The 25,269-nt window shown below is 68.6% G+C and carries 26 protein-coding genes and 3 tRNA genes; 14 read left to right on the top strand and 15 right to left on the bottom strand.

The features are described 5' to 3' along the window. Positions 1 to 89 precede the first annotated feature (89 nt). A complete protein-coding gene (gene serS / locus J2S55_RS17410) occupies positions 90 to 1,352 on the top strand; it encodes a serine--tRNA ligase (RefSeq protein ID WP_306861860.1) in 1,263 nt (420 codons plus the stop codon). Positions 1,353 to 1,461: 109 nt separating this feature from the next. Here the strand turns inward: serS and J2S55_RS17415 are convergent, their stop codons facing one another. Further along, on the bottom strand, positions 1,462 to 2,007 hold the full coding sequence (locus tag J2S55_RS17415; RefSeq protein ID WP_306861862.1) for a TetR/AcrR family transcriptional regulator: 546 nt from the start codon (positions 2,005 to 2,007) through the stop codon (positions 1,462 to 1,464). A 96-nt stretch (positions 2,008 to 2,103) separates the two neighbouring features. Between J2S55_RS17415 and J2S55_RS17420 the strand changes: the two genes are divergently transcribed. Further along, positions 2,104 to 3,258, top strand: coding sequence for an FAD-dependent oxidoreductase (locus tag J2S55_RS17420; protein WP_306861864.1), 1,155 nt, complete (start codon positions 2,104 to 2,106; stop codon positions 3,256 to 3,258). A 278-nt stretch (positions 3,259 to 3,536) separates the two neighbouring features. On the opposite strand, the gene J2S55_RS17425 is transcribed toward J2S55_RS17420, so the two are convergent. Next, the gene (locus J2S55_RS17425) at positions 3,537 to 3,740 is read right to left on the bottom strand and encodes a cold-shock protein (protein WP_179821289.1); all 204 of its coding nucleotides are present in this window, start codon (positions 3,738 to 3,740) and stop codon (positions 3,537 to 3,539) included. A gap of 237 nt (positions 3,741 to 3,977) precedes the next feature. Here J2S55_RS17425 and J2S55_RS17430 point away from each other — a divergent pair, with 237 nt between their 5' ends. Beyond that, the gene (locus J2S55_RS17430) at positions 3,978 to 4,775 is read left to right on the top strand and encodes an HAD family hydrolase (RefSeq protein ID WP_306861867.1); all 798 of its coding nucleotides are present in this window, start codon (positions 3,978 to 3,980) and stop codon (positions 4,773 to 4,775) included. Here J2S55_RS17430 and J2S55_RS17435 read toward each other — a convergent pair. Beyond that, positions 4,766 to 5,275, bottom strand: a complete 510-nt coding sequence (locus J2S55_RS17435) for a bacterial proteasome activator family protein (RefSeq protein ID WP_306861869.1) — start codon at positions 5,273 to 5,275, stop codon at positions 4,766 to 4,768. The two genes, J2S55_RS17430 and J2S55_RS17435, sit on opposite strands and share 10 nt — an antisense overlap. Positions 5,276 to 5,280: 5 nt before the next feature. Then, positions 5,281 to 6,237, bottom strand: a complete 957-nt coding sequence (locus tag J2S55_RS17440) for an NAD(P)H-quinone oxidoreductase (protein ID WP_306861870.1) — start codon at positions 6,235 to 6,237, stop codon at positions 5,281 to 5,283. Positions 6,238 to 6,352: 115 nt separating this feature from the next. Here J2S55_RS17440 and J2S55_RS17445 point away from each other — a divergent pair, with 115 nt between their 5' ends. The 5 genes from J2S55_RS17445 to J2S55_RS17465 all read left to right on the top strand — a co-directional run bounded on the left by J2S55_RS17445 (position 6,353) and on the right by J2S55_RS17465 (position 12,429). Further along, positions 6,353 to 9,142 (top strand): nucleotide-binding protein, encoded by a 2,790-nt coding sequence (locus J2S55_RS17445; RefSeq protein WP_306861872.1) that lies wholly within the window; start codon positions 6,353 to 6,355, stop codon positions 9,140 to 9,142. Between the two features lie 118 nt (positions 9,143 to 9,260). Next, positions 9,261 to 9,349: transfer RNA gene (locus J2S55_RS17450), tRNA-Ser, on the top strand. Positions 9,350 to 9,696: 347 nt separating this feature from the next. After that, positions 9,697 to 10,140: a hypothetical protein gene (locus tag J2S55_RS17455; protein WP_306861874.1), complete on the top strand. Its 444-nt coding sequence runs from the start codon at positions 9,697 to 9,699 to the stop codon at positions 10,138 to 10,140. Positions 10,141 to 10,478: 338 nt separating this feature from the next. Then, positions 10,479 to 11,441: an ankyrin repeat domain-containing protein gene (locus tag J2S55_RS17460; RefSeq protein WP_306861876.1), complete on the top strand. Its 963-nt coding sequence runs from the start codon at positions 10,479 to 10,481 to the stop codon at positions 11,439 to 11,441. 478 nt (positions 11,442 to 11,919) lie between these two features. Then, positions 11,920 to 12,429 carry a hypothetical protein gene (locus J2S55_RS17465; RefSeq protein WP_306861878.1) on the top strand — a complete coding sequence of 170 codons (510 nt, stop codon included), beginning with the start codon at positions 11,920 to 11,922 and terminating at the stop codon, positions 12,427 to 12,429. A gap of 431 nt (positions 12,430 to 12,860) precedes the next feature. On the opposite strand, the gene J2S55_RS17470 is transcribed toward J2S55_RS17465, so the two are convergent. The 4 genes from J2S55_RS17470 to J2S55_RS17485 all read right to left on the bottom strand — a co-directional run bounded on the left by J2S55_RS17470 (position 12,861) and on the right by J2S55_RS17485 (position 15,153). Next, a complete protein-coding gene (locus J2S55_RS17470) occupies positions 12,861 to 13,262 on the bottom strand; it encodes a hypothetical protein (protein WP_306861880.1) in 402 nt (133 codons plus the stop codon). 403 nt (positions 13,263 to 13,665) lie between these two features. Continuing rightward, positions 13,666 to 14,652 (bottom strand): aldo/keto reductase, encoded by a 987-nt coding sequence (locus J2S55_RS17475; RefSeq protein WP_306861882.1) that lies wholly within the window; start codon positions 14,650 to 14,652, stop codon positions 13,666 to 13,668. 262 nt (positions 14,653 to 14,914) lie between these two features. Next, positions 14,915 to 15,043: transfer RNA gene (locus J2S55_RS17480), tRNA-Ala, on the bottom strand. Further along, entirely contained in the window at positions 15,001 to 15,153 is a 153-nt protein-coding gene (locus tag J2S55_RS17485; RefSeq protein WP_306861885.1) for a hypothetical protein, read from the bottom strand. Before J2S55_RS17485 ends, J2S55_RS17480 begins: the two co-directional genes overlap by 43 nt. A 763-nt stretch (positions 15,154 to 15,916) precedes the next feature. Between J2S55_RS17485 and J2S55_RS17490 the strand changes: the two genes are divergently transcribed. After that, positions 15,917 to 16,120 carry a hypothetical protein gene (locus J2S55_RS17490; protein WP_306861888.1) on the top strand — a complete coding sequence of 68 codons (204 nt, stop codon included), beginning with the start codon at positions 15,917 to 15,919 and terminating at the stop codon, positions 16,118 to 16,120. A 478-nt stretch (positions 16,121 to 16,598) separates the two neighbouring features. Here the strand turns inward: J2S55_RS17490 and J2S55_RS17495 are convergent, their stop codons facing one another. Continuing rightward, positions 16,599 to 17,006 (bottom strand): hypothetical protein, encoded by a 408-nt coding sequence (locus J2S55_RS17495; protein ID WP_306861890.1) that lies wholly within the window; start codon positions 17,004 to 17,006, stop codon positions 16,599 to 16,601. A 498-nt stretch (positions 17,007 to 17,504) separates the two neighbouring features. Beyond that, the gene (locus J2S55_RS17500; protein ID WP_306861891.1) at positions 17,505 to 17,810 is read right to left on the bottom strand and encodes a hypothetical protein; all 306 of its coding nucleotides are present in this window, start codon (positions 17,808 to 17,810) and stop codon (positions 17,505 to 17,507) included. A gap of 85 nt (positions 17,811 to 17,895) precedes the next feature. On the opposite strand from J2S55_RS17500, the gene J2S55_RS17505 reads away from it, so the two are divergent. Continuing rightward, positions 17,896 to 18,008: transfer RNA gene (locus J2S55_RS17505), tRNA-OTHER, on the top strand. A gap of 194 nt (positions 18,009 to 18,202) precedes the next feature. Then, the gene (locus J2S55_RS17510; protein ID WP_306861893.1) at positions 18,203 to 18,682 is read left to right on the top strand and encodes a hypothetical protein; all 480 of its coding nucleotides are present in this window, start codon (positions 18,203 to 18,205) and stop codon (positions 18,680 to 18,682) included. A 330-nt stretch (positions 18,683 to 19,012) separates the two neighbouring features. Here J2S55_RS17510 and J2S55_RS17515 read toward each other — a convergent pair whose 3' ends face one another. From J2S55_RS17515 to J2S55_RS17530, 4 genes are all read right to left on the bottom strand, one after another. After that, complete coding sequence (locus tag J2S55_RS17515; protein ID WP_306861895.1) at positions 19,013 to 19,474, bottom strand: hypothetical protein; 462 nt, start codon at positions 19,472 to 19,474, stop codon at positions 19,013 to 19,015. A 392-nt stretch (positions 19,475 to 19,866) separates the two neighbouring features. Beyond that, positions 19,867 to 20,727: a 3-methyladenine DNA glycosylase gene (locus J2S55_RS17520; RefSeq protein WP_306861897.1), complete on the bottom strand. Its 861-nt coding sequence runs from the start codon at positions 20,725 to 20,727 to the stop codon at positions 19,867 to 19,869. 132 nt (positions 20,728 to 20,859) lie between these two features. Continuing rightward, positions 20,860 to 21,258 carry a spore-associated protein A gene (locus J2S55_RS17525; RefSeq protein ID WP_306861898.1) on the bottom strand — a complete coding sequence of 133 codons (399 nt, stop codon included), beginning with the start codon at positions 21,256 to 21,258 and terminating at the stop codon, positions 20,860 to 20,862. Between the two features lie 462 nt (positions 21,259 to 21,720). Continuing rightward, on the bottom strand, positions 21,721 to 22,161 hold the full coding sequence (locus J2S55_RS17530; protein WP_306861900.1) for a YcxB family protein: 441 nt from the start codon (positions 22,159 to 22,161) through the stop codon (positions 21,721 to 21,723). Positions 22,162 to 22,442: 281 nt separating this feature from the next. Here J2S55_RS17530 and J2S55_RS17535 point away from each other — a divergent pair, with 281 nt between their 5' ends. Both J2S55_RS17535 and J2S55_RS17540 read left to right on the top strand, forming a co-directional pair. Continuing rightward, positions 22,443 to 23,015 carry an RNA polymerase sigma factor gene (locus J2S55_RS17535; RefSeq protein ID WP_306861902.1) on the top strand — a complete coding sequence of 191 codons (573 nt, stop codon included), beginning with the start codon at positions 22,443 to 22,445 and terminating at the stop codon, positions 23,013 to 23,015. Then, positions 23,008 to 23,940, top strand: a complete 933-nt coding sequence (locus J2S55_RS17540; RefSeq protein ID WP_306861904.1) for a CU044_5270 family protein — start codon at positions 23,008 to 23,010, stop codon at positions 23,938 to 23,940. The genes J2S55_RS17535 and J2S55_RS17540 overlap by 8 nt, the downstream gene beginning before the upstream one ends. Positions 23,941 to 24,067: 127 nt before the next feature. Here the strand turns inward: J2S55_RS17540 and J2S55_RS17545 are convergent, their stop codons facing one another. Continuing rightward, a complete protein-coding gene (locus J2S55_RS17545) occupies positions 24,068 to 24,511 on the bottom strand; it encodes a hypothetical protein (protein WP_306861905.1) in 444 nt (147 codons plus the stop codon). 416 nt (positions 24,512 to 24,927) lie between these two features. Here J2S55_RS17545 and J2S55_RS17550 point away from each other — a divergent pair, with 416 nt between their 5' ends. Continuing rightward, positions 24,928 to 25,245, top strand: coding sequence for a hypothetical protein (locus J2S55_RS17550; RefSeq protein WP_306861906.1), 318 nt, complete (start codon positions 24,928 to 24,930; stop codon positions 25,243 to 25,245). The last annotated feature ends 24 nt before the right edge of the window (positions 25,246 to 25,269 follow it).

A 25,269-nucleotide genomic window follows, 5' to 3' on the forward strand; every position in this document is an offset into this window, starting at 1 on the left:
GCCCGCGGACGGCCCCGGCCGGGCCCGATATATGGACGCGAGCTCTATATGGGGCGCGAACGCCGGCTCCGCATCGGTAGCCTTGATCTGTGATTGACCTGCGTACCCTTCGTGAGGATCCCGACCGGCTACGGGCGTCGCAGCGTGCCCGCGGTGAGGACGACTCCGTCGTCGAAACGCTGCTCGACCTCGACGGCCGCCGTCGCGGCGCGCTGAGTCGCTTCGAGACGCTGCGCGCCGAGCAGAAGAGCATCGGCAAGTCGGTCTCCCGCGCCTCCGGCGAGGAGAAGACCGCACTCCTCGACCGGGCCAAGGATCTCGCGGCGCAGGTCAAGTCGGCCGAGGCCGAGGCCGAGAAGCTGGCCAAGGAGCTCGACGACCTGCTCTACACGATCCCCAACCTCGTGGAGGAGGGGGCTCCGGCGGGCGGCGAGGACGACTACGTAGTGCTGGAGGAGATCGGCGAGAAGCCGACCTTCGACTTCGAGCCCAAGGACCACCTGGAGCTCGGCGAGCTGCTCGGCGCGATCGACATGGAGCGCGGCGCGAAGGTCTCCGGCTCGCGGTTCTTCTTCCTCAAGGGCGTCGGTGCGCGGCTCCAGCTCGGGCTGCTCAACATGGCCATGCAGCAGGCGATCGAGGCGGGCTTCGTCCCGATGATCCCGCCGGTTCTGGTCAAGCCCGAGACGATGCAGGGCACCGGCTTCCTCGGCGCCCACGCGAGCGAGGTCTACCACCTGGCCGACGAGGACCTGTTCCTGGTCGGCACCAGCGAGGTGCCCATGGCGGCCTACCACGCCGACGAGATCCTCGACGGCGCCGCGCTGCCCTACCGCTACGCCGGATGGTCCTCGTGCTTCCGCCGCGAGGCCGGCTCCTACGGCAAGGACACCCGGGGCATCATCCGCGTCCACCAGTTCGACAAGATCGAGATGTTCTCCTACTGCCGTCCCGAAGACGCGAGCGAGGAGCACCAGCGCCTGCTCGCCTGGGAGAAGGAGATGCTCGCCAAGATCGAGGTGCCCTACCGCGTCATCGACACCGCCGCGGGCGACCTGGGCACGAGCGCGGCGCGGAAGTTCGACTGCGAGGCGTGGGTCCCCACCCAGGGCCGCTACCGCGAGCTCACCTCGACCTCCAACTGCACCGACTTCCAGGCCCGCCGCCTGGCCGTGCGCTACCGCGACAAGGACGGCAAGCCCCAGCACGCGGCCACGCTGAACGGCACCCTGGCCACCACCCGCTGGATCGTGGCCATCCTGGAGAACCACCAGCAGGCCGACGGCTCCGTCGTGGTCCCCAAGGCCCTGCGCCCCTACGTCGGGCTCGACGTCCTCGAACCCGTCAAGTAACCCCTGCCACGACGTGGGCCCCCGCCGAACCCCGGCGGGGGCCCACGCGCGTTCAGCCCCCGGACCGGCGGCCGGATCCCGCACGGCCGCCGGATTCCAGAGAACCTGGTTATTCCAGGAGATAGCGCTGGAGGGTGGGCCCGAGCCAGTCCACGATCTCGTCCCTGGACATGGCGACGACGGGTGGCAGGCGGAGCACGTAGCGGCACAGGGCCATGCCGAGGACCTGGGTGGAGGCGAGCCCCGCCCGTGACGGGGCCTGGGACGGGTCGCCGTGGAGGCGGGCGATCAGCGGGCCGAGCTGGAGGGCGAAGATGTCGCGCATGCGCGCGGCGACGGCCTCGTTGGTGACGCCGGTGCGCAGCAGGATCAGCATGCCCTCGTCGTCCTCCCAGCGATCCAGGAAGTGGGCGATGAGCGTCTTCCCCACGGTCTCGCGGGGGATCGCATTCAGATCCGGAAATCTCAGGTCAAAGTCGGCTGCTGCGGCGAACAGTTTCTCCTTGTTGCCGAAGTAGCGCATGACCATGGCCGGGTCGATGCCCGCGTCCGAGGCGATGGCGCGGATGGTGGCCCGCTGGTAGCCGTCCGCGGCGAAGCGCTCGCGTGCCGCGGCCAGGATCACGGCCTTGGTCTCCTCGGAGGTTCTCCTCATGTCAACAACTGTAGGCCAACGACTGTTGACATAGCTAGCGCGGAGGGCGCACAGTTATGCCAACGGCTGTTGACCAACAAGCGTTGACATCGACTCATGGAGGTCGAGATGCTCCCCACCAGCACGGACGTTCTCGTCATCGGCGCAGGCCCGACCGGCCTCACCGTCGCCGTCTCCCTCGCCGGGCAGGGGTTCGACGTGACCGTCGTCGACAACCAGGCGGCCGGTGACAACACCTCGCGGGCCGCGGTGGTCCACGCCAGGACGCTCGAAGTCCTGGAGCCCCTCGGGGTCGCCGGGCGGCTGGCCGCCCAGGGCATCCAGGCCCCCCGGTTCACGATCAAGGACCGTGACAGGGCCCTCGTGCCGGTGCGGTTCGACACGCTCCCGACGCGCTACCCCTACACGCTGATGGTCTCCCAGGCGGTGACCGAGCGGACCCTGCTGGAGCGCCTCACCGAGCTGGGCGGCCGGGTCGCCAGGCCGTACACGCTGGAGAGCCTCACCCAGGACGGTGAGGCCGTGACCGCGGTCTTCGCCGGCGGCGCCACCGTCACCGCGAAGTACGCGGTGGGCGCGGACGGCATGCACAGCACGGTCCGCGAGCAGGCGGGCATCGGCTTCACCGGCGGACAGTACGCCGAGTCGTTCAGCCTGGCCGACGTGCGGCTCACCGGCGGCGTGCCCGATGACGAGGTCATCCTCTACTTCTCGCCCGCCGGGCTGGTCGTGGTGGCCCCGCTGCCCGACGGCACCCACCGGATCGTGGCCACCGTGGACGAGGCGCCGGCCGAGCCCGACGCGGCCTTCGTCCAGGCGCTGTTGGACAGCCGGGGGCCTGAGCGGGACCGGGCCGTGGTGCGCGAGGTCGTCTGGGGATCGCGGTTCCGGGTCCACCACCGGGTGGCCGACGCCTACCGCGCCGGGCGGGTGGTGCTGGCGGGCGACGCCGCGCACGTCCACAGCCCCGCAGGGGGCCAGGGAATGAACACCGGCATCCAGGACGCCACCGCCCTCGGTGAGGCCCTCCTCGGCGCTCTGAAGGGCGATCAGGGCGCTCTGGACGCCTACGCGGCGGCCCGCCGCCCCGTGGCGGAGCAGGTCGTCGCCTTCGCCGGGCGGCTCACCCGGCTGGCCACCGTGGACAAGCGTCTGCGGCCGGTCCGGAACCTGGTCCTGCGGACCCTGGCGCGTGTCCCCGCCTTCCGCCGCGGCCTGGCCTGGCGGCTGTCGGGCCTGATCTACCGGTGAGACCCCGAGGCGGGGCGGGGGGGAGGCCATGGGCCGGTCCGCGGGCGGGCGGGGAGGCCGTGGGGGCGGTCCACGGGGCGGCCCGGGAGGTTGTGAGGGCGGTCCGCGGGCGGGGCGGGCCTGGTTCACAGGCGGGGCAGGCCGGGCCGGGAACCGCAGGGCCGGTCCGCGGGCGGGCGGGGAGGCCGTGGGGGCGGTCCACGGGGCGGCCCGGGAACGAGAAAGGCGGGGTTCGCGTTAAGCGAACCCCGCCTTCCTCGCTACCAGAGGTCTATGCGTCAGACGGCGCGGACCTGCGAGGCCTGCGGACCCTTCTGGCCCTGCGTGATCTCGAACTCGACACGCTGACCGTCCTCAAGGCTGCGGTAGCCGCTGCCCTGGATCTCGGAGAAGTGCACGAACACGTCCGGTGCACCGCCGTCCGGTGCGATGAAGCCGAAGCCCTTTTCAGCGTTGAACCACTTGACGGTTCCCTGAGCCATTAAAGCTCTCCCTCAGGATTTGAAACTTTGGGATTCACACCTCGTGAACCCCATGTGTCGTACAGCAAGCCCCGGGTGGCTCAGTCAAACTGGTTTTCACAACGGGATTCAGCTAATACAACGCCATCACATCTAACACTATCTGGCGCACTCGTGTTCCCGCCATGAGGAAGATTCCTCGTAGATGGATCCCCGGGGCTGGCGTACCGGGGATCACAGTGCAGACTGGAACCTGTTATGGGATGCCCCCGCCTCGTCGCCACTGATCTCGACGGCACCGCCCTGCGCTCGGACGGCACCGTCTCACCCCGTACCGCGGCCGCCTTCGCCCGTGTGGAGAGCGCCGGAGCTACGCTGATCTTCGTGACCGGCCGGCCGCCCCGGTGGATGCACGCGGTCGCGGGAGCCGTACGCCATAGAGGGCTGGCCATATGCGCCAACGGTGCCCTTGTCTACGACCTGCACACCGAGCAGATCGTCAAATCACACCTCATCCCCCCAGATGTGCTTGAAGAGGTCGTGAGACGGCTCCGCGAAAAGGTTCCCGAGCTGGCGTTCTCAGTGGAATACGAAGGCGGATTCGCCCACGAATCGGACTTCCGTCTCGGTGGCTGGGACGGTAAGGCGGTCGCCGGACTCCGCGTCGGGACGGCCACGCTCATCTCGCGGCCGTGCGCCAAGCTCCTGGCGCTGCACCCCCGGATGGACCCCGACATCCTCCAGGAGACGGTCTACGGGCTGGTCGGCGACCTGGTCACGCCCACCCACTCCAGCGGCCGCGCCCTGATCGAGATGAGCGCGCACGGCGTGACGAAGGCCTCGGCGCTGGCCACCCTGGCCGAGGGCCGGGAGATCACGTCGGCCGAGGTGATCGCGTTCGGGGACATGCCCAACGACCTGCCGATGCTGCGGTGGGCGGGCACTTCCTACGCCGTCGCCAACGCCCACGCCGAGGTGCTGGCCGCGGTCGATCACGTGACCGCGGCCAACAACGACGACGGGGTCGCCAGAGTCCTTGAGGATCTTTACAGGTAGGGGCCGGAGCTGCCCTGGTGGCCCTCCTGCGTGAGGGAGACGCCGCTGGGCAGCGCCTTGCGCATGTTCTCCAACTGGGCGCGGGCCGCCATCTGCTGGGCGAAAAGCGTGGTCTGGATCCCGTGGAACAGGCCCTCCAGCCAGCCGACGAGCTGCGCGTGGGCGACCCGGAGCTCCGCGTCGCTCGGCGGGGTGCCGTTGTCGTTCTCGGTGAACGGGAGTGACAGGCGCTCCAACTCGTCGACCAGCTCGGGAGCCAGACCGTCCTCGAGCTCCTTGATGGAGCTCTGGTGGATCTCCTTGAGCCGCTTGCGACTGGCCTCGTCCAGCGGAGCTGCCCGGACCTCCTCGAGGAGCTGGCGGATCATGCTGCCGATCCGCATCACCTTGGCGGGCTGCTCGACCAGCTCGGCGACCGACCGTCCCTCGCCGTCCTCCTCGGCCTGGACACCCTGGGGGCCCATGACCACTATGTGCGGAGTGCTCTCCTCTGCGTTCATAGCATTCAACTTACTAGCAGGATTTTCCCAATGTGGTCACCGGACTCCAAGATCCTGTGGGCCTCGGCGGCCTCGCTCATCGGCACCCGCGCGTGGATCACGGGCCGGATCGCCCCGGCGTCGACCAGGGGCCAGACGTTGTCCACGACACCGCGCACGATGACCCCCTTCTCGTCGACCGGGCGCGCGCGTAGCGTGGTGCCGTGCACGGAGGCCCGTTTCACGAGGAGCGCACCCAGGTCCAGCTCGCCCTTCGAGCCGCCCTGCATCCCGATCACGACCAGCCGGCCGCCCGTTTTGAGGGCTTTCACGTTCCCTGGCAGGTATTTCGCGCCGACGATGTCGAGGATCACATCGGCCCGGACCCGCTCCGCGAAGTCCTCCTCGCGGTAGTTGATCCCCTCGTCCGCGCCCAGCTCCAGGCAACGGGCGATCTTGTCGGCCGATCCGGCGGTGACGACCACCCGCGAGCCGAACGCCTTGGCGAGCTGTACGGCCAGCGTGCCGATCCCGCTGGCGCCGCCGTGGACGAGAAGCGTCTCACCCTTCCTCAGGCGCGCCGTCATGAACACGTTGGACCAGACCGTGCACGCCACCTCGGGCAGGGCCGCCGCCTCGGCCAGGTCCACGCCGTCGGGCACCCGCATGACCTGCTGCCAGGGCACCACGACCCGCTCCGCGTAGCCGCCGCCGGACAGCAGCGCGCACACCCGGTCGCCCGGCCTGAAGTCCTCCACGTCCGAGCCCACCTCCGCGACCACCCCGGAGCACTCCAGCCCCGGATACGGCGAGGCGCCCGGAGGCGGGTCGTACAGGCCCGTCCGCTGCATCAGATCGGCCCGGTTGACCGCCGAGGCGGCCACGTCGATGACGACGTCACCCGGTCCGGGGCGGGGATCGGGGACCTCTCGCCAGGTCAGCACTTCAGGTCCACCAGGTTTATCGATCACGATGGCGTGCATGTGACCAAGCTATCCCGTGGGCTCAACTTGGTGGTTGCCCGCATTGATGAGAACACAGGGCGTTAACCTGCTATGCGTTTGCTGCCCTTTTATGCCCATCCCGAGGGGGAACACGGTGGCGAGACACGATCGTGAAGAGTCTCTCGAGGAGCAGCTCGCCTGGCTCGACGCTATCAAGGATCAGGAGGACGATCCTCCCGTCGCGATGAGGAGCACCACGACGGACGCGGTGGACGACACCGCCATTTCGCCATACCCGAAGGACCCGTGGGGCCTGGTGCCCTCCGAGCCCGCGGCGGTCTCCTCGCCGCTGTTCCGCACAGCCGTCGACTCGGCCTACGACCCCGCGGGGGCCTCCGCACCCGTGACGGACCCGCCGGCCGAAGACGCCGACGCGGCCGACTGGATGGAGGCGTCCGACACGGTGAGCGCCTTCACCCTGCCCTCCGTCACGGCGCCTTCCAGCCATGACAACGACGGCTTCCTGGCCCCTCTCAAGCCGCTGCCCCGTCAGGAGCAGGACGAGCCCGGCGGCGAGTTCACCGACCCCAAGCTCCGCGCACCGCGTGCCGAGCCCGAGCCCGAGCTCCGCGCACCGCGTGCCGAGCCTGAGGTCCGTGCGCCGCGTGCCGAGCCCGAGCAGGAGCCCTCCCGCGGCCTGTTCGAGCAGCCTCGCCGCCCGCAGGAGCCGGCCGAGCCTCTCACCTTCGCCCCCGCCGAGCCGTCCGGCCCCACGCTCGAACCGTTCAAGCCCTCTGCCCCGGAACCCGGGGGGTCCGCCTTCGGCGGCGGTTCCGACCGCGACCGGTTCACGCTGCCGGCCGCCGGCCCCGGAGGGTTCACCTTCGGCGGCGCCGGTTCCGAGCATGACCGGTTCACGCTGCCGGTCGTCGGCTCCGACCGTGCCGGATCCTCCGGCGGCGCCGGAGCGGAGGATGACCGGCCCGGCTCCGGCGGTCCAGGACAGGACGAGGCTCACTCCGGTCCCGGCGGCCCCGAGCAGAGCGACGACCGCTCCGCCTCCGAGCGTGACGACCGCTCCGGCACCGATGGCGCCGATGGCGCCGGGCCGGACGACGCTCGCTCCGGCGCCGACGGCCCGGGCCGTCATGACGACCTCTCCGCCTTCGGCGGTGCCGGGCAGGACCGCGACCGGTCCGCCTCCGGAGCCGCCGAGCCGTTCGCCTCCGGGGAGACACTCCGGTCGGTCCTCGGGCGTCCCGAGCCTGAGGCCGTCGAGCCGTTCCGGGTGCCCGAGTCCTTCGGTGCCGATCACTCGACGTCTGCCGCGCCGCTGGAACGTGCCCCCGATCTGTTCGGCTCGACCGTCCCCCGCATCCCGGACTCCGGCCGGACCTGGGACACGGCCTTCACCCCGGACCGTGACAAGCCTTTCGCCTCAGATCGGGACAGGCCTTTCTCCTCTGACCGGGACAAGCCCTTCTCCCCGGACCAGGACAGGCCTTTCTCCTCGGATCAGGACACGGCTTTCCTTCCGGGCCGGGACAAGCTCTTCGGCCCGGACCGGGACACGGCCTTCACCCCCAAGGAGGCGGTGGCCCCCGCTCCCGACCGGGACAAGCCCATCTCCTCGGACCGGGACACTTCCCCCACTCTCAACCGGGACATAGCCTCCGCCTCGGATCGGGACAGGCCTTTCCCTCCGGACCGGGATGCGCCTTTCAGCTCGGACCGCGACAAGCCCTTCGCCCCGGATCGGGAGTCGGCTTTCCCCTCGGACCGCGACAAGCCCTTCACCTCGGACCGCGACAAGCCCTTCGCCCCGGACCGCGACAAGCCCTTCTCCTCGGACCGCGACAAGCCCTTCGCCCCGGATCGGGACAAGCCCTTCTCCTCGGACCGGGTCACGTCCGAGCCGGCGCGGGAGCCGTACCAGGCGCGCCGCCGTCAGGCGGCCCCGACGCCCGCCTTCAGCACGTCCTCCCGGCAGCAGACGCCGGGCACCCCCAGGCCGTCGGCCGACAGTCTGGACCCCGAGTCGCTGCTGAGGGGGCGCCGTAACGGGCCCGCCGGGGGCTGGCGCAAGCTGATCTACAAGGCGTCGGCGGGATTGATCAAGCCTGGTGAGTCCCCCGAGGTCCGCCGCCGCCGTGAGCTGGTCGGCCGTGCCCGCACGCCGGTCGCCACGGGACACCACCGGGTCGCCGTGCTCAGCCTGAAGGGCGGCGTCGGGAAGACCACCACAACGGTCGGTCTCGGCGCCACCCTCGCCCAGATCCGCGGTGACCGGGTCATCGCGGTCGACGCCAACCCCGACCGCGGCACCCTGTCGGACAAGCTCGAACTCGAAACCTCCGCGACCGTCCGTGACCTGCTCAACGAGCGCCAGCAGATCAAGCGCTACGTCGACATACGGGCGTTCACCTCGCAGGCCCCGTCCCGCCTGGAGATCCTCGCCTCCGACCGCGACCCGTCGGTGTCCGAGGCGTTCAGCGCGTCCGACTACCAGTCGGTGGCCCAGGTCCTGGAGAACTTTTACTCGATCTGCATCACCGACTGCGGCACCGGCCTGCTCCACTCGGCCATGTCCGGCGTCCTCGGCCTGGCCGACCAGCTCGTCCTGGTCAGCTCCCCCTCCGTGGACGGAGCCCGCGCCGCCTCGGCGACGCTGGACTGGCTGGAGGCACACCACTACGAGGATCTGGTCCGCTCCGCCACGGTGGTGCTGTGCAGTGTCCGTCCCCGGTCGAAGTCCACAGTCGACCTCGACCGCCTGGAGGCCCACTTCGCGGCCCGCTGCCGCGCCGTGATCCGCGTCCCCTACGACCCCCATCTCGAAGAGGGCGCGGAGATCGATCTGGAGAGGCTGCAGCCCGCCACCCGGGAGTCCTTCCTCCGGCTGGCGGCCTCGGTGGGCGACGGCTTCGCCGGCGGGCAGCTCTGAGTCCGGTACGGCAGGCGTCCCGCCTCCCACGCGAGACGAGACGCCTGCCAAGTCCCGTGCACGCTTGAGGCGGTGAGAGGCTAAGGTGCATCTGACACGTTCTTCGGACGTGGCGCCAGGAGAGCTCGCCTAGTGGACGATGGCGGCGGTCTTGAAAACCGCTAGGGCTGGTGACAGTCCTCGTGGGTTCGAATCCCACGCTCTCCGCTCACCTTGCGAAACGGCGTCTGACCAGGGCTTTCCCTCGGACCAGGCGCCGTTGGCCGTTTCCGGCCTGCGCAGCCGTACACCACCGTGAGCGGCCCTCAGCCGGCGGTCGTGGGATGTACGCGGGATGGATCTTGAGGCGTTTCCCCAGGTCACGCCGTAAAACTCCAGGGGGAGGCGTCGGGCCCGATAACTTTCGCTGGCTCCGCCCAGCCGCCCGACAGTCAAGGCCATCAGCCTGTCGAGAATGCCCCGCTTTGCGGTTCTCCCTTGAGCTGGCCCGAACTGTCGGTCTCGCACGTCATGATCAGCGCGCATGCACCCAACACGTGCCCTCAAGGAGTGCCATGGCGGAGATCATCAAGACACTTCTCGGCTCGCGCAAGATAGAGCGGTACCTGGGGGGAGTCGTAGACGTCGAAGGGGAGTGGGATCTTTTCGAGCCTGAGAGAGCCGACGTCGTTCCCCAGTCCATCGCACTTGACGCCACCTACTGTGATCACGTCCTCATCAAGTACGAACTCTGGGACGGCGAGCCGCCCGCCTCGGACTGGGACGAAAGCTGGTCAGGGACCATTCACCTTCCCTCGGGAAGGATCTGCGCGACCAGCTGCTACTCCGGGGAATCGGAATATTACGAAGAGTTCGAACTGGGCTACCCAGACCACCAGTGGCAGTTCAGGGTTCACAGGAAGCTCCTCAGCCACGAGGACTTCACAGCGGACATCGTCGGCTTCGCCCTGTTCAAACTACAGTTCTGGTCGCTCACGGCGACTCTTCGCCCTTCCTGAGAAGGCGGGTGGCCACTGGAGACATCTGCCGCTCAGGAGTCAGCGCCAAGAGCCGGGCCGCCTTCCATGCCTCACAGTACGCACCAGTCGCCCCTCGTCATCGGCCCGATGCCTCAGGCCGCGATCGTCGTGGGCCTGTCCGGAGCCGGTCTATCTCTTGTTGGCCTGCGGCTTGGACCTGGCCAGGACGAGCCGCCCCATCGGCCTCCCACCAGCCGGTGTGGCCGTGATCGCTGGAGGATGCCCTCCCGCAGACAGATCAGGGCGCCGGGGCGAATCTGTCGGCCTCGTGCGCCATGATCGGCGCACGTGTCCCGTATGTTCCCCTAAGGAGTGCCGTGGCTGTCACCGGCGAAGCCGGATGGTTCTACGTCTCCTGGGACGGGTGGACGGACCTCGACCTGATCCGTGCTCAGCTCGATGGGGGCGCCGATCCGAACTCCGGCGTGCGCATCTTCGAGAAGCCGTTACACGTCGCGGCTGAGCGCGGCTCGCCTGAAGTGGTCGCTGAGCTGGCCATGCGCGTCGATGACGTCGACGCGGAACATCAGGGCTGTACTGCGCTGTGGGTGTCCGTCTTCGAAGGCCGCCCGGACAACGCCCGAGCCCTCGTTTCCGCTGGGGCGGACCCATGGCGCCTCATGATGGACGGCTGGTCTCCTGGCCGCCTCAGCCTGGCCGGCCCGACTCCTGGCCTTTTCCCCATGCCCTCACCGGAGATCGGTCTGTCCGAAGCCGAAGCCGCCGCGATGACGGAGGCCAGACGTTTGATCACCGCACTGGGAGACTTTCATTACGACGGCCTGAGTATGGCCTGCGTGGCCGACATCAACGCGGCTGAGGCGACAGCACGGCTGGAAGCTACACCTGCCGACGGGATAGACGTGGAAAGGCTCTACGAGGCCTGGTGGAACGTTCCGGACGCCGAACTGATCGTCGGGATCACGGACGTGCCCGGCGGCTGCGTCATCACCCAACCCTGGGGATACACCCCGTCCACTCCCGGCGTCGTCAAGCGCGTCTCGCCGGGCACGGTCTGCTACAGCATGTATTCCAATCCCAAGGGCGGCAACAGCGGGCGTATCACCCGAGATGACGCCAGCGAGTTCTGGGACTCGCTCGGCATCCACGGCATCTCCCCTGACGCCCCTGCAGAGAGGATTCTCGCCGCCCACCTCTACCACGGCCACCCCCTGGCCTTCTGCTGCGCCGGTGCGGGCCTGCGCCTGGCCGACGCTCGGCCGATCATCGGCCCACCCGACATCTGGCGGCGACTGCCCGAGCGGGACTATTGGGTCTGACGTACGGACTTCGCCATCCGCGTTCTCGACGCCATGCACCACGACCAGGCGCCGGCCATCCGCCACCACGACGGCACCCGCCTACTCGGAGGGCCGCAGCTCCACGGGTGACATTGCCGAATTGTTCTTATGGGTATCAAGCGCGGCGGCGCGGCGCGCCGCCGTACCCCCGGCCCTCCGCCCGCCCGCCGTCCGGGCGTGCGGCCTGGGGGCCGGTCCCGGACGGCGGCGGGGCACCGGGCCGGGCACCGCACGTCGGCCCCGCCGTACCGATCGAACGCGCCGGTCAGGGTTGCCGCGCCGCCGCACAGATGCAGCCCTACGATCGCCATGGTATGGCTGGCCACCGGACATGGTTGGGGGCGATCGAAGGTCCAGAGCTTCGTACCTCAGCCCTGACCCACCGAGTAACGTGGCTGATCTTCGAACTGCGGACAGCTGGCCGGTCTGTCGGTGGCGGACTCTACGATCGCCACCTATGAGCCCCTATGCGGAGACCGTCCGGGTGGAAGTGGATGTCGAGGACTGCAGCACTGTCTTACTGACGGACTGGGACGGCGACGACGCGGGCGACGTGGTGTGGTCCGTCGCGCTCGTCACGGTACGGAAGGCCATGGCCGAACTGTCGATCGTGTATCAGCACGGCGACGGCATTCCCTTCACGGTGACCATTGCTGACCACGACCCGGGCGCCGACCTCGACGGGTACGAGGAGATCGTGGAGATCGACTTCCTGTCAGCGACCGGCGAGGTCTCCCTGATCGGATGGTGCATGGACTGGGACGATACGGCGATGCGTCCCCTTCCTCCGCTACCAGCCGGTCCAGGCCTCCACCGGCTGCGTTACCACGTCTGCAGCACGCTTGAGAAGCGGCCGGATTTCGCCGGCAACCATCACTACCTACAGATCTGGCCCGCACAGCCGTCCCCGCCCGTCGTCGTCAAGCAGGGCGAATGGATCGCTCATTTGAACGACGCCGCCACCTGAGCCTCGTGGCCGGGCGGCGTGTGCAATATGCGTGTAATGATCAAGAGCATGAAGGTGCGCCTCGGAGATTCCACCGCAGGTAGAAGGACGTGCATAGTTCGCAACGGTCACGAGCTGTAAAACCGTCGGCAGTTGGTATCGCACTTACGATCGCCCTTCGGTGGCCAGTCGCTGTAGCTGGCAGGGGGCGATCGACGGTCCGGGATTTTGTTCCTCAGCCCCGGCCCACCGGATAGCGTGGCTGGTCACGGTCCATCCTGACGGCATAGTGAAGATACCGAGGATTGCCGAAAGCCCGACAGAAGAGCCGGATTCCAAGATCCGGAGTATGCGCGGAACAGCCAGTCTCGGAGAGGATGCGACAGCACCCGAAGCGCCAGGTCAGAGCGTTACGAAAGGCAAGAAGCGCCCTCCACTTTTAATCCGTAGGTTCACGAGTCGAATCTGAGCCTTGTCGCCTCCACGACATCACCCCCAGGAGCCTGGTGGGTCAACGGTGAGATCTTCAGGCTGCGGAGCGAGGCCGGCTCGTCATCGACGGTGTAGACCTCAAGGTACGAAAGATGGCCGTCCTCGACGAGGAGTAAGACACCGTCATCGCGCCCGCGCACGCTGGCGGAGATCAGCACTCCGTCTTGTACCGGGGAGGCGAGCGCACGAGGCCCTGTTCCTGCCCGAAGATCCACCGTTGCACATCCACACCCACACCGTCCGGCCACAATTGCCGAAGGGACCTGAGCGCGAAGTTCATCCACGCCAGGAAAATCTTGCGTGAGAAGAGCCAGGATGACGGCTTGCTCCTCGGCTGAGAGACGGCGTTCGCTGATCGACACATCGTCAAGGTATCGAACCGAGCACGTGGGATATACGCAGGATGATCTTCTGTTGGCAGTGCCAAGAGGAAGGCTCCTGCCCTGCTCAGAGCCGCCTTACTCCGATGGGGCGTACCGGTTCCGCTCACCGGGTCCCGACCGGTGTCGCGACGATGACGCTTGTCGATCTCGGCTGCGCCTCCCGGGAGGGCGGGTCCACTGGCTTTTCTGCACAGCGACAGGCCCGGCTCCATGTTCTGGAGCCGGGCCTTGTGTTCTGACGGGGTGTGCACGAGTGGGCGCGACCTGGCCGGACCGGATGCCTCAGATGATCGCTTCCCGCATGGAGGGTGATCGTTTCCTGAGTCGGCGACGGTTTCCCGAACCGGCGATGGGCGCTGCATCGAGCACGACCGCGGCGGGCTCAGCCGTTGACGAAGGTGAGGCTGGTCGCGTCGTAGCGGGTGCCCGCGACCTGCTCGGGCGGGGCGGCGGCCTCGATGGCGGCGAGATCCTCGGTGGACAGCTCGACGGCCAGGGCCGCGAGGTTCTCCTCCAGATACCGCTGCCGCCGAGTACCGGGAATCGGCACCACGTCGTCGCCCCGGTGCTGCACCCAGGCCAGGGCCAGTTGGCCGGCGGTGACCCCCTTCGCCGCGGCCAGCTCGTTCAGCTCCGCGACGATCGCCAGGTTCCGTTCGAGATTGCCGTCGGCGAAACGCGGCTGGCTGCGCCGCACGTCGGTCTCCGCCAGCCCCTCGACCGAGCTGTACCGGCCGGTCAGGAAGCCGCGCCCAAGCGGAGAGAACGGGACCAGGCCGATGCCGAGCTCGCGGCAGAGCGGGACGATCTCCGCCTCCAGGTCGCGGGTCCACAGCGACCACTCGCTCTGTAGCGCGGCGATCGGGTGCACCGCGTGCGCCCGCCGGATGGTTCGCGCGCCGGCCTCGGACAGCCCGAGGTGGCGGACCTTCCCGGCCCGCACCAGCTCGGCCATGGCGCCGACGGTCTCTTCGATCGGCACCTGCGGATCGACCCGGTGCTGGTAGTACAGGTCGATGTGGTCGACCCCGAGCCGGCGCAGCGACGCCTCGCACGCCTGCCGCACGTAGGCGGCGTCGCCGCGGATCCGGGTGGGCTCGCCCAAGCGGTTGGCGAAGCCGAACTTCGTGGCCAGTACCACCTCGTCGCGGCGCCCGGCGATGGCCCGCCCGATCAACTGCTCGTTGTGCCCGGCGCCGTAGAAGTCGGCGGTGTCCAGGAAGGTCACCCCGAGGTCGAGGGCGTGGCGCAGCGTCGCGATCGACTGCGCGTCGTCTGCGGTGCCGTAGCCGTGGCTCATGCCCATGCACCCCAGGCCCTGCGCGGAGACCGCCAGTCCGCCTAGGTGCCGGGTGGAGATGTCGGTCATGGTGCTGCCTCCCAGGTTCGAAGCCGTCTGCCCACGACGCTAGGTGTTGGAGCGCGCTCTAAGTCAACCGGGCGTGGACTTCATCTCCGGCCCTTCACGACAGCCGCCGCATGAGCCCGAACCAGCCTGAAGGGCCACCTCGCCAGCCCGGCGACAACCTGACCGACGACTCCGGCAGCCCGGAACCAACGAAATCCCGCCCGATCAAGCCGATCGACGGGATCCCGTCAACTCCCTTCACGCCGTCTCGCGAACGGCCCTCTGGTGGAGACAAGGGGATTCGAACCCCGACCCCTTCGCTGCCAACGAAGGGCCCCGTGGTGAAGGGGCCCTTGAGCGTAGGTGTGATCATGCCGCGAGCGCGTCGTCTATCCGCCGGTTGGCGATCTCCGCGCCCCGGTCGATGCCCTTGGCGTAGACCTTGAGCAGCACGTCCACCCCGTGCCCTGCCCGCTCGGCCACCTCGGGGGCCGCCACACCGGCGTTGAGCCAGAGCGACACGGCCGCGCGCCGTGATCGTACGGTCGGGCCGCCAGCGGGGATACCTGCTGCTCGGGAGCCAGCGCCAGGAGCCGAGCCGCCTTCCAGGCATCGCAGTACGTCCTAACGGAGATCACGCCGCCGCGCGAGGTCCGGAACAGCCGCCCGTCCTGGTGGACTCCGAACTCCTCGATGTGCTCCCGCAGGCCGGCCACCGGCTCCGGCGGGATCGGCACGGGACGCCCCTCATCCTCGGCCCGGTGCTTGAGTCCCCGGTCGTCGTGGGCCTGCCCGGAATCGGCCCACCTCTTGTTGGCCTGCGGCTGGGACTTGGCCAGGACGAGCCGTCCCCACCCAGTCTCGGGGAGGTGGCAGTCCTGCTTGCGGAGCCCGAGGTCCTCGGCCGGGCGGAGAGCAGCCAGGTCCACGGCGTACTGAAGTGCGTTGTAGAAGACCGACCGCTTACGCGCGATCGTGGTGGCCGCAGCGGCCCCGCCGTCGAGCCGGAGTGTCAGTGCGTCAAGCGGCGGCGCGGCGCGCCGCCGTACCCCGGCCCTCCGCCCGCCGTCCGGGCGGGCGGCCTGGGGGCCGGTCCCGGAGGATGGCGGGACACCGGGCCGGCCGCCGCACACCCGCCGCGCCGTACTGATCTGACAGTCCGGCCAAGATTGCCGCGCCGCCGCCCACAACTCACGCTGAGCACACCAGCACTCTGCGTCAGCGCCCGACTGCCCGACCGAGAAACGGTTTGCCGGAGCAGCGGTTCCGGCTCCAGGATCACCGCATGAGCAATGAACTGGCCGGATTAGACGACCTCGTCATCCAGGGCCAAAGGATCAGAGGCATCAAGCTCATCAAGGACACCTTCGGATGCACCCTTCATGAAGCCCTCGACTTCTACGTAGACCGGTATCGCGAGCTGCGCCAGACGCGTCCCGACGACTTCACCGAGAGTCATGAGGAGTACTGGGAGGGCTTCTACTCCTGATGAACCCAGGGCTCCGGCGGGGGCACTCCGGCTCCGGGATGATCAGCCATGTGGAGTACGCGCGTCGCGCGTCAGAATGAACCCATGTCGCGGCTCAGCGAGGATGAAGCGATGCTCAGGGGCGCCTGGGGACTCCTGCGTGACGCTCTGGGGCATCCGGCCTGGAATCGCCTGGCTCGGATCGGACATGCACCCTGACTTCACCATGGCCATGGACATGGGCAATCCGGTTTCCACGTCGAAGCCCTCACCCGCTTGGCCGCCTGCCGGAGATCCGACAGGAAATTCTCAGCGAGAGCCCTCGTTCGCAGGGTCTTGGACTTCTGACGACCGCCGACCTTCAAGGCGGCGGCGCGGCGCGCCGCCGTACGAGGGCCGCACCGCCACCTACAGGTTTCTTCGAGCCGCCGGCTCGCTACTTGCCTGACGTCATTGAGGCCCACACCACGGTCACCGCGCAAATCCCCACTACGGCGAATCACAGGACCGTGGGGAGATGCCCGATGACCTCCATCCCCCAGCCGAGCGGCCTGGCTCCGTACCGGCCCGACCGAACCGCCGACACGAAAGTCCCGGAGATCGCATACAGCCCTGTCAGGGCAATGGACAGCCGGAGCGCCGAAGACACCACCATGCGCTTACGCAGCCCATCGGCTGCTTTCCCCGGAAAGGACTTGGGATACTCATGCCCGCGCGCCTTGGCCAACCCCCGCACACCGGCTCCTAGGTAGAGCGCTGCGGCAAGAGCACCGACGACGATGAACACCCCGTCAAGCACCTCACGTACGGTGCCACCCGCCCAGAAGGTCACCGTGAGGACCTTGAGCGCCAGCGCCGGCACCATCAGGACGGACGCCATCCTGGACCACATCGGGATCTTGGTCACGCAGTGATTATCGAGCCGGCACGTTCTTAAGAGAAGCCTCGCAGCCCTGCCCATCCGGCTCGGAGCCGCCGGGGACCGATGGCCTCACATCACCGCAACCGGTACTGCCCTCACGATCGCCTGGCGGTGGCTGATCTTCGTACGGGGCCGGGGGCGATCGGTGGGCCGGGGTTTCGTGCCTCAGCCCACCGGGAGCCTGGTTGCTGTCTTGCTCGCTTCTCTGAGTGGTCCGCCGAGTTCCAAGACACCGTCGCCGCGCCGGTGCCCCGACGCGTTGCCGAAAGGCTCACCTTGCAGGTACGGGGGCGGGCTTCCCAGCGGACCACCACCACGAGTATGGGCGAGGAGAGTGGCAGCGTCGAGCCGGTTTCCAGAGCCGTTCCGGGAACCGACCTGGGAGCCACCGGGCCGTACAACCCTGGACTGGTACGTACAGGCGGCTCGTGTGCGACCTGCGTGGCGAACGCGCCCGAACGCCTTCGAACATCGCTTGGGGGCCTACGGATCAGAAGGGGCGAGGCCGTGCCACTCGATCCAGGTGCGCAGCCGACGGAGGATCTCGCGCAAGTGAGCGTCGTCGGCGAGTCCGGGAGGCGCCCATGGTTCAGTCCTGAGCTCGCTCTCGGCATCGAGTTCGGCCCAGATGTCCTCGAACGAGTCCCTGATGCTCAGTCCGCGGGGGTCGGCTGCCTCGAACAGGCCGCGAAGGTCTTCGGCCAGCTTGGGCAGGGGAATCTCATCGGAGTCGTACAGGTCGATGCGCTCGACCATTCGGCCGATGAGCACACGCTGGTAGTCCTCCATGGCATCACCTTCTCGATCCCCCCGTCATTATCCAGACGGCTGGCCGCATGGGACATACGCAGGATGATCTTTATTACAGGAGTACGGAGGAGGTGCTTCCGCCCGGGCAGAAGGCCCTGCTGCCGTCCGGAACGGAGTCCTCTTGAAACCGCTAGGGCCGGGTGACCGGCCTCGTGGGTTCGGATCCCACGCTCTCCGCCGGGCCTCAGAAACGGCGTCTGACCATGGATTTCCCTCGGGCCAGGCGCCGTTGACCGTTTCCGGGCCGCGCAGCCGTACGCCGCTGTGAGGATCCTCTGCCGACGTTCGCGGCATATACGCGGAATGATGTTGGGTCGTGTTTCCCCGGTCGGGTCTGGGGAATCCGCTCGGGGAGTGGCGGGAGGACAGCAGTGGAGGATGTGGACTGGGCACGGATACCTGGCCCGCGTTGGTATCTCCCTGAGAACGCCCAGGCGGCGATGGAGGCACTGGTCCGGTCCGTAGCCGCTCAGCAGGCCGCCCGTGCGCTCGCGGATCTCCGGTACGCGGTCACGAACGATCACGCCGGAACTCTCTACCCGGCCGCAGTTCCCGCGACGGGCGTGTTCCTGAGGGCGATTGGTGAACGGACAGGACCACCCCGACAGGAGGCACTGAACGCGCTGCTGGACTGGTGGGGATGTTTCCATCCCGAACCGGGCTTCGAGACCTATGTGGATCCGCTGAACGGGCCCGCCGGCCTCATCGAAGGGATCGCGAGGCGCGTCCGCGACGCCACGGACGTGCTCCACCGTGCCGCTGACGATCCGTCCGGAGGAGGTGGACATCGTCCCGGAGTGAAACTGTTGCTGGCCAAGCTCAACGAAGGCTGGGGCGTGGGAGTCGGCTGATGCCGGGAAGCCGGGCATGGAGAGCAGCGCAGAGGTACAGCAGAAGCAGAGGTACAGCAGAAGGGGCTCGGTGCTCCCGAGGCCTTCCACCGTACGTGTGTGGCCGTGCGGCCACGAGTGCAGCCAAGAGGGCGAGTGACACCGGAACCGAGCGAATGCTCACGGACATCGCACCCACAGGCCAGAGCCTCAGATCTTGGCCGGATCGACTACTTCCGGTCCGCAGGTCCAGGGGTCGTGGTCCGCAGGTCCAGGGTCCGGGTCCGGGTCCCAAAACCTCAGCCCGTCACAGTGGAGTCCTGAAAGGCCTCCGACATCTCACCGAGTTGATCACTGGCCCGTGGGTGTCAGGACGCCCACCTTCCGAGAACGCTTGACGGTGATGCTCCGTTTGACCAGGATCACTGTGCCGACGAGTAGGGCGACTCCTCCCGAAAGCACGGCGAGCATTGCTATGACGAATTCGCCGTCCGGATCGCCGACACCGGAAGGTCCGCCACGGAGCCATCGTGTCGTGGCTATCGCCTGTGTCATGACCAGAGCCCCGAACGCGAAGGTGATCCCTCCCAGGACGGAGCCCGGAGCCGGTGGACGGGGTCGCTTGTTCCAGAAGCTGGCCTTCCAGGCTCCGACCACCAGGGCGATCGGGACGGTGAAGAGTTGGCCGATGTCCAGACCCATGAGCGCGGCCAGACGCAGGTGCTCGAATCCGTCGCCCCGCTGGAGCCAGAGGAGAGGAAGCAGCGCGACCCCGCTGAGAAGCCCGATGGCAAGAAAGCGGCTGAACAACATGCTTGACATGATCTCGGACAGTGGAGAGGGTCGGTCAATCGCTGGGGAGAAAAGTCTTTCAGTGACAGAAAGCCGTGAATCTCACCCGGATTCCAGCAAGCAACCCGGATTCCAGCGAGCAGAAGGCGAGAGCAGTCGGGACAGTGCGGGATGGTCTTCTGCGGCCAGGGGCTGGAAGGATGCTCCCGCCCTGGTACGAGGCCCTGTCCCGCTGACAGCGCAGCGCTCCTGAAAATCGCCGGGCCGGGTGACCGGCCTCGTGGGTTCGGATCCCACGCTCTCCGCCGGGCCTCAGAAACGGCGTCTGACCATGGATTTCCCTTGGGTCAGACGCCGTGCCGGATCAGGCGCCGTGCCGGGGCGGAGGCCACAGGGGCTCGGGCCCGGGCCGGTCACCGTCGGTCAGGGCCGCCGAGCAGCTGTTCGCAGGCGTCGAGCAGGCGTTGACGCTGTGGCCGCGCCCGCTCGGCGAAGCCCCGCTGCTCGGCGGCGTACTCAGCCCGTCCCTCGGGCGTCTCGATCCGGATGGCCCGATAGCCGAGCGAGCTCAGGTCGTACGGGCTGGCCCGCATGTCCACGGTGCGGATGTCACGGGCCAGCATGAAGCAGTCGGCGACCAGCTCGCTGCTCACCAGGGGCGACAGCTTGTACGCCCACTTGTACAGGTCCATGTTGGCGTGCAGGCAACCCGGCTGCTCCAGCTCCCACTGCTGCTGCCGCGTCGGCTGCAGTGCGTTGAGCGGGCGTGCCTCGGGGGTGAAGAAGCGGAAGGCGTCGAAATGACCGCACCGCACGCCTCGCTGCTCCACGACCTCTGCGATCTCGTCCCCGCCGAGCCGCAGCGGCCAGGCGCCGTGCCGTATCTGCGCGGTCTTGTAGACCATCGCCCACTCGTGCAGGCCGAAGCAGCCCAGATAGGCCGGCCGGGCCGCAGTGGCGGCCAGCAGCCGCGCGATCCACTCGACGGTGGCCCTGCGCCTGTCCATCAGCGCCGCGGTGTCGAGCGTGACTCCCTCGGGGGTGTCGAGGTAGAAGCGGCCGAAATCGCGCGCCTCCTTCAACACCACCCCGGTGCCCGGATGCCACTGTTGCAGCCGCGTCGGCCGGTGCCCGTAGTAGGTGAACAGGAAGTCCTCGATGGGATGGGCCTCGCCTCGGGCCCTGCGCGCCAAGTGCGGCGCCGTCCATGCCTCGACCCGTTTCCGGTGCGCCTCCGTCCGAGCCCGCCACACCTCCGGCTCCAAAACTTCCATCGCTGAATGGTACGCGCGGTCCGGTGCTGTCCGGTGGGCCGCCCGGACGTCCGCGCCGGGAGGGGGCCGCCCGGGCCAGGCCACCCGCGGGAGACCGGAACCGGGCGGATCCGCGTGGGTCAGGGGTCCTGATCAGCCGCAGTGCTCAAGGGGCGAGGTGTACTGCTTGTTGCCGTAATCGCCGCCCCACTGGACGCACTTCCCCGCGGCGGAGATCTTCACCGGGCCGGCGTAGGTCGAGAAGTTACCGGGGTCGGTGACGTATTTCCCGCGCTCGCGCCTGATCACGGCGTTGACGCGGACGTTGTTCGGGCTGTCCTTCCAGGTGACCACGCAGTTGGTGCTGCCGTTGTACAGCAGGTAGACGGTGGCTCTGCCCAGGTCGTGCTGGTCGATCACGTGATAGGAGCCGCCGCCGCATGCCGCGATCGGCGACGACGCCGCCATCGCCGGGCTGCCGGTGGTGAGGGATCCGACAAGCGCGGCCGCAGTGGCGAGCGCGAGTGTGGCTCCCCGCTTGAATTTACGCACAGAGATTCTCCTGACTGGTAGCCGCTCGATGGAGCGGAACCTTCTCCAGCCGCACACCTGCGTGGCTGGTAGGCATCGATGCAGGCACGCCCTTCCGGTGTCGCCATGTCAACAAGACAGCCGGGCGGGGCCGGACCCGTCGCGGCGGCCGTCGAGTCTCACGGCCTCAGGGCGGCCGCACGCGATCATCTGCATGTACGTTATACATATCCGTTAGGTAAGCGTCAAGGCTGTGTAAAATCCGGCACCGATCGGTGCGCCGTCGGTGAGCAGCGGCCGTTCGCGCAGGTGATCTCGCTGATTCCTGTTGCTTGGCACAGGGATCGGCGCAGGGAGGCGCCCTCCTCTTGCGGCCTGCCCATCGGGTCTCGGCCATGCCTCTCGCCGCGTCGATCACCGAGGTGGGACCCGGCCCCTGGAGAGGAACGAGCGGTCAGATCCGAGGAGGCGACGGGGCGGTGCTCAGGTGAGCCCCGGGTTCTGCCGGGAGGCCAGGAAGCGGTCGAATTCGGCCTGCTGCTCGCTGTTGAAGGCACGTCTGGGGAGGAAGGCCACGCACTGCCTGTTCACGAAGAACAGCCAGAACTCGGGGCCGGTCACGACCCGTCCGAACAGGGACCACCGCATCGTGGTAGTGGTCTGGTCGGTCCGGTATTCGTACCCGTCGTCGGTCATCCGGAGAACGGTGGGCACGCAGAGATGGGTGAGCTGCCGCTTGGCGATCCGGCGGAGTGACCAGACCATTACGAACGGGAAGGTGACCGCTCCGACGAGCATGCCGACTCCCATGCCGACGGCGTCGACCAGGATGCAGACGAGGCCCGACACGGACAGGACCGACGGCAGCACCACATAGGCGACTTTCAGCTGTTGCTTGGAGCCCTGCTGAAGCGCTCGTGCCACTTCGTCAGGAGTAGGTCCGTATTCGACTGTGAAATCCACCGTGCTGCTTCCATCCGATGTGCTGGTCATCATTCAGGGACCCGTACATCCTCGCAAGATCGCGCTGTGGCCGGGACGGCTCGCGAGAGCCGCATGGCGACCGACGGGGCGCCTGCCTTCCGGTGCCCCAACCCGGCGTCGTGTCGCGCGGCCGACGCGGGAAAGCGATCCGGGCTCACGGCGAAGCGTGGGTGACAGTTGACCATCTCACCCGGAGGCACTCGCATGAGGGAGACGGGTATTTGACCGCCGAGACGCGTGAGCAGGTGAGCGAGGCCGAGCTCGTCGACCGGTTCCGGCGGGACCCGGAGCTGTTCACCGCCGTCTACGACCGCTACTTCCGCGATATCTACCTGTACGCGGCCGGACGCCTGGACGTGCAGGTGGGAGAGGACATCGCCGCGGAGACGTTCTGCGTGGCCTTCCGCGACCGTGAACGGTTCGACCCCGGACGCGGCGGCCTGCGGCCCTGGCTGTTCGGCATCGCCACCAACCTGATGGCTCGGCACCGGCGTAAGGAGGCACGTCATTACCGGGCACTGGCCCGCGCGGGGGACGAGCCCGTGGCCGACAGCCACGAGAACCGCGTCCTCAACTCGGTGGCCGCCGAGCGGATGAAGCCGCAGCTCGCCAAGGCTCTCGCCGCGCTGAACCGGGGAGAACGCGACGTCGTCACGCTTGTCTCCCTGGGACAGCTCAGCCACCAGGAGGTGGCCGAGGCGCTCGGCGTCTCCTACGGCACGGTCGGCTCGCGGCTCAGCCGGGCCCGCAAGAAGCTCCACAACGTGATCGATCAGGAGGATCTCCATGGATGACCTGCACGAGGTCGGCGCCCTGCTGGCCAAGCCGGAGCCGTCACGTGACGTGATCGACCGGCGGCGGCACCAGCTGCGGAACGCGATGCGCGGTGCCCCGGTCCGCAGGCGCGGGATCGGCCGGCTCGCAGGCGGTCTGGCGCTGACCGCCGCCGTGGCCGCCGCGGCCGTGGTCATGATCGCCTCGGGTGTCACGGCGCCCGCCGCTTCCCCCAGCGGTCCGCCGGTTGCGGCGCAGCGGCTGTCCGCCCGGCAGGTGCTGCTCGTGGCGGCCACGACCGCGGAGCGGATCCCGGAGGGATCCGGCAAGTATTGGCACGTCACGGTGGTGCACAAGGACGACGACGGCAGGGTCTCCGAGCGGCGCCGGCAAGAGTACTGGTTCCAGCGCGACGGCCAGACCTGGCTCAGAGGGCCGGAGCTGAAGGGGGAAGGGAAGATCCAGCACTTCACGGGGGCGCAGCCGTTCCGGCTGGGGCCGCTCGAGATGAGCTTCGAGGAGCTCCGGCGGCTGCCGGCCGATCCGGACGCGTTGCGGGCCGCGCTGCGGACCGGGATCGCCGATGGCGTGCAGCGCGGCGACATCAGGACGAGCGCCGGCCGGCTGTCCGCGGACGAGCAGGACGACTCCGTCTTCGAAGCGCTGACCTCGCTGATCAGCCAGGCGCCGGTCTCGCCGGAGGTCCGTGCCGCGGCCTTCCGGGCGATCGCGTCGCTGCCGGACGTCCAGAGCCTCGGCGCGGTCCAGGGCGGGCACGGCCTGCAGGTCTCCCTGTCGTCAGGGCAGGTCAGACTGGTCGTCGATCCGGAGACCTCATGGGTGCGTGACACGAACTTCTACGTCCCCCAGAGTGGGGGACAGCTTTTCATCACGGAGGGGACGGCGTCGATCGTCGCCGAGTGGACAGACCACCTGCCCCGGTAGCCCGGGCCGTCGGCCGACCGCCCGAGGGCACCTCCGCTCCGGGACGGCTGCCGGGGAGCGGACGGCTGCCAGGGAGAGAAGGCAGGCGGTCAGCCGGGGCAGCCGATCAGGAGCGGCCGTGACCTGATCATCCGGTCTCAGGCCCGCCGATCCGACGGGTGATCCGGTGGAGGAGGGGAGACAGCCCGTCTCCGACGGGCCCGTGCTGTGGCGGATCGCCCACGTAGTGCGCAGAGAGAAGCCCCGCGGCGCCGAGGTGGGCGATCACCGCGACCTTGACCTCCGAGCGCGGTAGGGATCCGGGCAGCCGGAAGGCGACCACGTCGATCGGGTCGGCTCCGATGCCCGGATACCGGGCCCTCACGCGGCCGATGTCGGGGTCGGGGTCATGGAGGTGCAGCCAGGTCCTGACCTCCGGGGGAAGGCCGGTGGTCCCCACATAGAGCACGCGGCCTTCCAGCAGCCAGACGTAGACCCAGGACCCGGGATCGGCGAGGTCTCCGTCGCGGATGTGCAGCTCCACCAGGTCATCTCCCGTAGGACCCGCCAGGTCGTCTCCCGTACGATCCACCGGGCCATCTCCCATACGACCCGCCAGGTCATCTCTCATATGAGGATCTTGCCTCGGGCGGTGGTGACCGGCTGCTCCGGATCCCGCACCGCGCGGACCGGAGCCGGGCGCAGCACGCGGACCGGAGCCGGGCGTACGGGTGCGGACCGGAGCCGGGCGCACCCAAGTGATCACTCGGTGGCGATGGGTCTCCACCCGGGGACGGGGCGACCGGCGGTTCTCCGTCGAGAGGTGGGGTGGCCGGCGGTCCGGGGCCGTCCCTCGGTTCGCCGTAGGCCGTCACGTCCGTGTCACGTCCACGTCACGCCCGCGTCGTGGCAGGGTCGCATGGCGCTGGTCAGGATGGGATGTGCAGGTCAGGGCCGTCTCGGTGGTCGGATGCCCGCCGTGGCGGCTCCATGGGAAAGGAGGCAGCCATGCATGGCGGGCGACGCCTACTGCTCAACCCGATGCTCCTCGCCGCTCTCGTGATCGGGCCGGCCGGGGGCGCCGTCGTCGCCGGTTCCGCGGAGGGAACGGGGGGAGCGGCGGCCGGCGCCCCGCAGGCGGTGCCGGGCGCGGTCCAGCCCAGTCCCTGTGACAGGGCCTGCCGGCAGGGTTACGGGCGGGGATTCAGCGACGGCTTCAACGACTGCGTGGACGGCAGTAGCTACCGGCACGACTACAACCTCCGCGGCGATACTTGGGACCGCGGCTACGTGGAGGGGTACGGCGACGGTTTCGGCAGTTGCTGAGCCTGGTCGCCGGCGGGCACACGG

Origin of the sequence: Streptosporangium brasiliense (genome assembly GCF_030811595.1) — a bacterium.
GTDB classification, from domain to species: Bacteria; Actinomycetota; Actinomycetes; order Streptosporangiales; family Streptosporangiaceae; genus Streptosporangium; species Streptosporangium brasiliense.

Coding starts and splice junctions, on each gene's coding strand:
- J2S55_RS17415 (WP_306861862.1), bottom strand. CDS start 2,007: ATGAGGAGAACCTCCGAGGAGACCAAGGCCGTGATCCTGGCCGCGGCA.
- J2S55_RS17420 (WP_306861864.1), top strand. CDS start 2,104: ATGGAGGTCGAGATGCTCCCCACCAGCACGGACGTTCTCGTCATCGGC.
- J2S55_RS17425 (WP_179821289.1), bottom strand. CDS start 3,740: ATGGCTCAGGGAACCGTCAAGTGGTTCAACGCTGAAAAGGGCTTCGGC.
- J2S55_RS17430 (WP_306861867.1), top strand. CDS start 3,978: ATGGGATGCCCCCGCCTCGTCGCCACTGATCTCGACGGCACCGCCCTG.
- J2S55_RS17435 (WP_306861869.1), bottom strand. CDS start 5,275: ATGAACGCAGAGGAGAGCACTCCGCACATAGTGGTCATGGGCCCCCAG.
- J2S55_RS17440 (WP_306861870.1), bottom strand. CDS start 6,237: ATGCACGCCATCGTGATCGATAAACCTGGTGGACCTGAAGTGCTGACC.
- J2S55_RS17455 (WP_306861874.1), top strand. CDS start 9,697: ATGGCGGAGATCATCAAGACACTTCTCGGCTCGCGCAAGATAGAGCGG.
- J2S55_RS17465 (WP_306861878.1), top strand. CDS start 11,920: ATGAGCCCCTATGCGGAGACCGTCCGGGTGGAAGTGGATGTCGAGGAC.
- J2S55_RS17475 (WP_306861882.1), bottom strand. CDS start 14,652: ATGACCGACATCTCCACCCGGCACCTAGGCGGACTGGCGGTCTCCGCG.
- J2S55_RS17490 (WP_306861888.1), top strand. CDS start 15,917: ATGAGCAATGAACTGGCCGGATTAGACGACCTCGTCATCCAGGGCCAA.
- J2S55_RS17500 (WP_306861891.1), bottom strand. CDS start 17,810: ATGGAGGACTACCAGCGTGTGCTCATCGGCCGAATGGTCGAGCGCATC.
- J2S55_RS17515 (WP_306861895.1), bottom strand. CDS start 19,474: ATGTTGTTCAGCCGCTTTCTTGCCATCGGGCTTCTCAGCGGGGTCGCG.
- J2S55_RS17520 (WP_306861897.1), bottom strand. CDS start 20,727: ATGGAAGTTTTGGAGCCGGAGGTGTGGCGGGCTCGGACGGAGGCGCAC.
- J2S55_RS17540 (WP_306861904.1), top strand. CDS start 23,008: ATGGATGACCTGCACGAGGTCGGCGCCCTGCTGGCCAAGCCGGAGCCG.
- J2S55_RS17550 (WP_306861906.1), top strand. CDS start 24,928: ATGCATGGCGGGCGACGCCTACTGCTCAACCCGATGCTCCTCGCCGCT.